Source organism: Actinoplanes sp. NPDC051633 (assembly GCF_040681735.1).
GTDB lineage: Bacteria > Actinomycetota > Actinomycetes > Mycobacteriales > Micromonosporaceae > Actinoplanes.
On the sequence record NZ_JBFAZH010000489.1, the window covers coordinates 1 to 5,530 of the forward strand.

Here is a 5,530-nt window from a genome sequence, read left to right on the forward strand (position 1 = left end):
CGAGCTTGCGGGCGAACCCGTTCACGCCCGCAGCAGCGAAGCGCTTGACGCTTTTGTTGCGTTCACCCAGGCAGCCGGCGGACCGGCCGCGGCGGCCGTCGTCGTCACCCAGGCGATCAAGACAACCGGTGATGTGTTGATCGCAAAGATCAACGCCGGTTCGGGAAACAAGCCCGATGCCGGTGGCGGTAGCCAGCCCGAGGCGGGAGCAGTCGAGAAGTAGGTTGTCCGGGGTTTTCGTCCACTCGGGACAGTCCTCAGAAAGTCCGCGAACCATCGATTTTCGACGCCTCATGTCGAACACCAATAAACGACATAAGCGCAGGCCAGAGGGCATGTTTAACCTCTGGCCTGCGCCCGTTTTGTACTGTCAACACTTCCAGGTGAAGGACACGAGGTCGCGCCAGTAGGACTCGGGGGCGAACAGATCCGCGGCGGCCGCCACGTCGCCGGTCGCCAGCGCCGACTCGAGAGAGCCGAGCCACGCGTCCACGCGCTGCTGGGGGGAGTGGGTCTGCGTCATGCCCGTCAGGAAACGATCGCGGGCACCCGTCGCAACAGGGTTGCAAGGTGTTGCACGGGTTCGCCGTCTCTCGGTGTGGTCGCGATCACAGTTCGCGGCCTATGCTCGCCACACGGGAGCCGCGAGGGAAGGGGTGCCGTGGCCGGCTACAACGCGATCAAGCCCGGCACCGATCTGTCGCAGCATGCCCGGAACCTTCGCCGCGTCCACCACGCGGTGATCGGCGGCGGGCGCGCCCCGGAACGGCCCCGGGCGCTGGTCGAGCGGTCCTGGTCGCGGGTGCTGAACTTCGGCCTGGACCCCGACCACGAGAACCGGCGCGATCCGCTCGACTGGGCCGAGGTGGAGCGCCGCCGCCGCGAGTCTCCGCTGAGCGTGGTGATCGGCGACCTGCTCCAGGTGATCGCGAGCGTGGCCGACGCGTCGCACTTCCTGATGGTGGTCACCGACGCCGACGGCATGGTGCTGTGGCGGGAGGGCGCGTCCTCGGTCCGGCGGCGGGCCGACGACCTCGGGTTCAGCGAGGGCGTGTTCTGGACCGAGTCGACCGTCGGCACGAACGCGATCGGGACGGCGCTGGTCGAGGCCGCGCCGGTCGAGCTGTTCTCGGCCGAGCACTTCGAGCAGGCGCAGCACGGTTGGTATTGCACCGCGCACCCGATCCACGATCCGCGGACCGGCGAGATGCTCGGCATCGTCGACGTCAGCGGGCCGGCGCTCACGCTGCACCCGGCGATCGGCGCCCTTGTCGAGACCGCCGTGCGGCTGGCCGAGTCGCAGCTGTGGCGGCACCACGCCGCCCGGCTCGAGCGGCTGCGCCGGTCCGCCGAGCACGTGGTCGCGGCGCATCAAGGGCCGCTGCTGGTCGTCGACGATCACGGCTGGGTGGCGCACCACACCGGGCTGGCCGCCCGCGACCGGATCGCCGTGCCCCGGGCCGGGACCGCGGTGGCCGTCCCCGGGATGGGTCTCTGCCTGCCGGAACGCCTGGCCGAGGGCTGGATCGTGCGCCCGGCCGACCGGCAGCGCGGGCTGACCGTCACACTGCGGCGGACCGGGACACCGCTGTTGTCGGTGCACGGCGCCGGCGAGCCGTGGGTGGCGCCGCTGACCCGGCGGCACGCCCAGATCCTCACCCTCCTGCACGACGCCGGGCCGGCCGGGGTCAGCGCGAGCCGGCTGAGTCGCGCGCTGTTCGGCGACGAGCAGCACGTGGTCACCGTCCGGGCGGAGATCTCCCGGCTGCGGCGGGGCATCGGCGCCCTGGTCGCCACCAACCCCTACCGTCTGGCCGACGGCGTCGTACTGAAGGTGGACCATGAGTGAGCCGAAGACCGCCCCGACCGTGGTGAGCGCCGCCGAGTTCCTCGAGACGGTGCCCGACGAGCGACGGCGCGCCGACGCGATCGAGGCGTGCGAGCTGATCAGCGGCGTCACGGGCGCCACCCCGGTGATGTGGGGCGACAGCATCATCGGCTTCGGCACCTACCACTACCGGTACGCGAGCGGCCGCGAGGGCGACTGGCCCGCGGTCGGCTTCTCCCCGCGCAAATCCGCCCTGGTCCTGTACGTGTCGACCGGCTTCGACGGCGCCCAGGACGTGCTCTCCCGGCTCGGCCCGCACAAGACCGGCAAGGCGTGCCTCTACATCAAGCGGCTCGCCGACGTCGATCACGATGTGCTGCGCGAGCTGGTCGGCAAGTCGTTCCGCGACACGGACGGCAGGACGATCACTTCGTAGTGGCGACCGCCTTGTCGTAGAGCGTCTTCGCCTCCGGCGACCACCACGAGTACGTGCGCAGCGCGGCGAGTACCTTGCTGGGGTCATCGGGCAGCTTGTCGAGCACCTGCCGCCGCGCCTTGCCCTTGTCGCCGGAGGCCTCCAGCGCACCCAGCTCGATGCCGATCGCCTCGTCGAGATAGGCCTGCGCCTCGTCGGAGAGATCACCGGGCGCCGCGGTGGGATCGTCGTCCTCCTCCACATAGACCGATTCGTCCGGATCCGGCGCCGACGGCCCCGACGGCGTCACATAGGCGGACGGTGCCGCGGACGGCGCGGGCGCTGCCGAGGAGGGCGCCACCGTCGGCGGAGCGGACGGCTCGGGGTCGTCACCACACCCGGTCAGCGCCAGCAGCGGAATCAGAAGCAGTGCACGCGAGTCGAATCGGCCCATCCCGCCATCCTGCTCATCGCGCCGTCCGGCTTCAAGCTGAGCGGGATAGTGTGCAGGAGAAAGATCGACAGGGGTGGACAGGATGACGCCGACGCAGCTGCGCGCCTTTGCCGCGGTGGTGCGGCACGGCTCGGTCAAGCGCGCGGCCGCCGAGCTGAAGGTGTCGGAGTCCGCCGTTTCGCTGAACATCGGGCAGTTGCGCAAGGAGCTCGGCGACCAGCTGTTCACCCGCACGTCCGCCGGCTTGGCCTTCACGCCCGGCGGGTTGCGCCTGGCCAGCCGCTCGGCCGAGCTGCTCGGCCTGCAGGACCGCACGATCCTCGAGGTCAGCCAGGCCGGCCGCGGGCGGCGGCTGCTTAGGGTCGCCGGGTCCAGCCTGTTCGCCGAGCACGCCGCGCCGGGCCTGCTGGAGCTGTTCGGCGCCCGGGCCGCCGACCTCGACATCGAGCTCAGCGTGCGCGACCCGGCGCAGTTCGAGACGTTGCTGCTGACCCGGGCCGTGGACATCGCGATCGGCTCGCTGCCGGGCGGCCTGGACCCGGCGCTGGTGGCCCGCCCGGTGATGAACCACCAGATCGTGCTGGTCACCGGCCCAGGACACCCGCTGGCCACCGGTCACACCTCGCTCTCCCGGCTGCGGGAGCAGACCTGGCTGCTGGGCCCGTCGGCGGCTTCCAGCCTGGGCGCGGTCCCGGCGATGCTGCGGCGGCTGGCCGTCTCGGAGGACCGGCAGCAGATCTTCCAGAGTCACACGGCCGCGATCGAGGAGGCGAAACGCGACCGGGGCGTGGCGCCGGTCCTGTCCTTCACGGTGGCCCAGGACCTGACGGAGCGCCGCCTGGTGCGGGTCTCGAGCGCGGCCGCGCCGATCGACGGCCAATGGCACACCATCCGCCTGAACGCGGCCACCCCGGCGGCCGACGAGCTGAGCCGCTTCGCGGCGACCCCTCGCGCGATCCAGGCGATGGTCCGCGGCACGGGCGTGACGGTGGGCCGCTTCCGCCCGTCGATCCACGTGACGCTCTGGAGCTGACTCCGGAAGCGCGCCGGCGCGCCGCTCCGGTCGCAGGACCACCCGCCGGTCTCTCCGGAGCGGCAGAGTGACGGGCGTCAGTGTTAGCCGAGGTTCTACGAACCTGGTCGCCGGCTGGGAGCAGCGCGAGGAGCCGAGTTGATCTCGTGGGCTTTGATGCGGCTCAGGGCCGCGCGGAGGTCGGTGAAGGTGTCGGCCGGTAGGTGCGCGTCGCAATGGGGGAGGGCGGCGGCCATCGCGGCCACGGTGGGCTCGTAGCCGGGTGCGCCCGCTCTGGGGTTCAGCCAGATCACCCGGTGGGCCAGCCTTCGCAGTCTCGCCATCGCTGTGGCCAAGGTCTCGGCCGGGTCGCTGTCCCAGCCGTCCGACGCGATCAGCACGATCGCGCCCCGCAGCAGGTCGTCGTGGCTGCGGGTCACCTCGTGGATCGCTGTCGCTATGCGGGTCCCGCCGTGGGCGTCCTCGGCCTCCAGGACGCCGCCTCGCAATCTCGTCAGCCTCGTCGCAAAGGCGAACGTCTCCGCCCGCGCCACGTCCGACAGCGCCTCCATGAGCAGCCGGTACGCCGGGATCTGAGCCTGCATCGACTGGCTGACGTCGCACAGCATCACCACGCGGCGCGGCGTTCGGACCGGCTTGACGTGCACCAGGGCGAGCGGCTCCCAGCCGGTGCGCCGAGCCCGCGCGATCGTCGGGCGCAACGCGATCCGATGCCCGGCCCGGCCGATCGCCTGCCGCCGGGAGCGCCGGACCGGCCAGCGCCGCACCGCGTCACGCAGCCAGTCCCGGAACGCCGCTGTCTCCCGCTCGTCGAGATCGGCGAAAGGCCGGTCGGCCAGTGCATCGAGCGCACTCGGCAGCCGGTGCGGGACCGGCGTGCCCGGGTCGTCCCGGTCCGCGTCCGCGACCACCGGCGGCAACGTCATCCACGGCAGACCGCCGCCGTCCTCGGCCCCGTCGTGCCGGCCGGGCATCGAGGTCAGGGCGTCGTCCGGCCGGGCCGCGATGTCGACCAGGATGTTCCGTCTCTCGCTGGCCAGCACCGACTCGAACGCCGCCAGGTCCTCCCGCCGGTGCACCAGGGTGATCCGCGCGATCCAGTAGAGCTCGGCGGCGTCCCGTGGCATCGCGAGGGTCAGCGCGGCGATGAGGTCGCGCACGTTGCTCAGGCCGACCCGGACGCCGGCCGCGCGCAGCCGTTCGGTCAGCGCGACCGCGAACGCCGCCCGGTCCAGGCCGCCGAGCGGGCTGTTCACCGGCGCCGACGGCGCCAGACCAGTACGGCCGCGACCACGACCGCGGCGCCTGCCGCCAGCGGGATCAAGCGCTTGCGCACGGAGCCCCCGGCCAGTGCCATCAGGTCGAGCGGCGCCGGCTCGTCTTCGTCCTTGTGTACGCCGGCGCGGACGCCCGCCGACCCGCCGGCCTGCCCGGTCCGAGCCGACTCTCCGGCCTGCCCGGTCCGAGCCGACTCTCCGGCCTGCCCGGTCCGAGCCGACCCGCCGGCCTGCCCGGTCCGAGCCGACTCCCCGGCCTGCCCGGCCAGAACGGGACCGCCGGCCTGCCCGGCCAGGACGGGCTCGTCGGGGTGCCCGGGCACAGCCGGCGCGTCGGGCTGCGCGGCCAAGTCTTGACCGCCGCCGCTGAAGGCCAGAACTGGACCGCCGGCTTGGCCGGCCAGAACCGGACCGCCGCCGCCCACGGCCGGAGCAGGGCGGGCGCCCGCCGCGGCCCGAGCAGGGCCGCCGGCCGCCACCGCCGCCGCCCGGCGCCCGATCGCGAACCGCGCCCCGCTAGGTG

General features: G+C 72.8%; 7 protein-coding genes and 1 pseudogene. 4 read left to right on the top strand and 4 right to left on the bottom strand.

Annotated elements, in window-relative coordinates; all coding sequences use genetic code 11:
- Positions 1 to 223: hypothetical protein (locus AB0M20_RS24620; protein ID WP_364301900.1), on the top strand; the 223-nt coding region annotated here is incomplete at its 5' end.
- A 147-nt stretch (positions 224 to 370) separates the two neighbouring features.
- Here AB0M20_RS24620 and AB0M20_RS24625 read toward each other — a convergent pair.
- Positions 371 to 523 (bottom strand): hypothetical protein, encoded by a 153-nt coding sequence (locus tag AB0M20_RS24625; RefSeq protein ID WP_364301902.1) that lies wholly within the window; start codon positions 521 to 523, stop codon positions 371 to 373.
- A gap of 138 nt (positions 524 to 661) precedes the next feature.
- Between AB0M20_RS24625 and AB0M20_RS24630 the strand changes: the two genes are divergently transcribed.
- A complete protein-coding gene (locus tag AB0M20_RS24630; protein WP_364301904.1) occupies positions 662 to 1,849 on the top strand; it encodes a GAF domain-containing protein in 1,188 nt (395 codons plus the stop codon).
- Entirely contained in the window at positions 1,842 to 2,264 is a 423-nt protein-coding gene (locus tag AB0M20_RS24635) for a DUF1801 domain-containing protein (protein ID WP_364301906.1), read from the top strand. The genes AB0M20_RS24630 and AB0M20_RS24635 overlap by 8 nt, the downstream gene beginning before the upstream one ends.
- On the opposite strand, the gene AB0M20_RS24640 is transcribed toward AB0M20_RS24635, so the two are convergent.
- Complete coding sequence (locus tag AB0M20_RS24640) at positions 2,254 to 2,697, bottom strand: hypothetical protein (RefSeq protein ID WP_364301909.1); 444 nt, start codon at positions 2,695 to 2,697, stop codon at positions 2,254 to 2,256. The two genes, AB0M20_RS24635 and AB0M20_RS24640, sit on opposite strands and share 11 nt — an antisense overlap.
- Positions 2,698 to 2,779: 82 nt before the next feature.
- On the opposite strand from AB0M20_RS24640, the gene AB0M20_RS24645 reads away from it, so the two are divergent.
- Positions 2,780 to 3,730 carry a LysR family transcriptional regulator gene (locus tag AB0M20_RS24645; protein ID WP_364301911.1) on the top strand — a complete coding sequence of 317 codons (951 nt, stop codon included), beginning with the start codon at positions 2,780 to 2,782 and terminating at the stop codon, positions 3,728 to 3,730.
- A gap of 95 nt (positions 3,731 to 3,825) precedes the next feature.
- On the opposite strand, the gene AB0M20_RS24650 is transcribed toward AB0M20_RS24645, so the two are convergent.
- Together AB0M20_RS24650 and AB0M20_RS24655 are read right to left on the bottom strand one after the other, a co-directional pair.
- Positions 3,826 to 4,986 carry a VWA domain-containing protein gene (locus AB0M20_RS24650; protein ID WP_364301914.1) on the bottom strand — a complete coding sequence of 387 codons (1,161 nt, stop codon included), beginning with the start codon at positions 4,984 to 4,986 and terminating at the stop codon, positions 3,826 to 3,828.
- Positions 4,983 to 5,530, bottom strand: a pseudogene (locus tag AB0M20_RS24655) (hypothetical protein); the annotation flags it as partial. The pseudogene AB0M20_RS24655 and the gene AB0M20_RS24650, both read right to left, overlap by 4 nt.

Excerpts from the sequence above, each read along its gene's own strand:
- AB0M20_RS24635 (WP_364301906.1), top strand. The coding sequence starts at position 1,842 with ATGAGTGAGCCGAAGACCGCCCCGACCGTGGTGAGCGCCGCCGAGTTC.
- AB0M20_RS24640 (WP_364301909.1), bottom strand. The coding sequence starts at position 2,697 with ATGGGCCGATTCGACTCGCGTGCACTGCTTCTGATTCCGCTGCTGGCG.
- AB0M20_RS24645 (WP_364301911.1), top strand. The coding sequence starts at position 2,780 with ATGACGCCGACGCAGCTGCGCGCCTTTGCCGCGGTGGTGCGGCACGGC.
- AB0M20_RS24625 (WP_364301902.1), bottom strand. The coding sequence starts at position 523 with ATGACGCAGACCCACTCCCCCCAGCAGCGCGTGGACGCGTGGCTCGGC.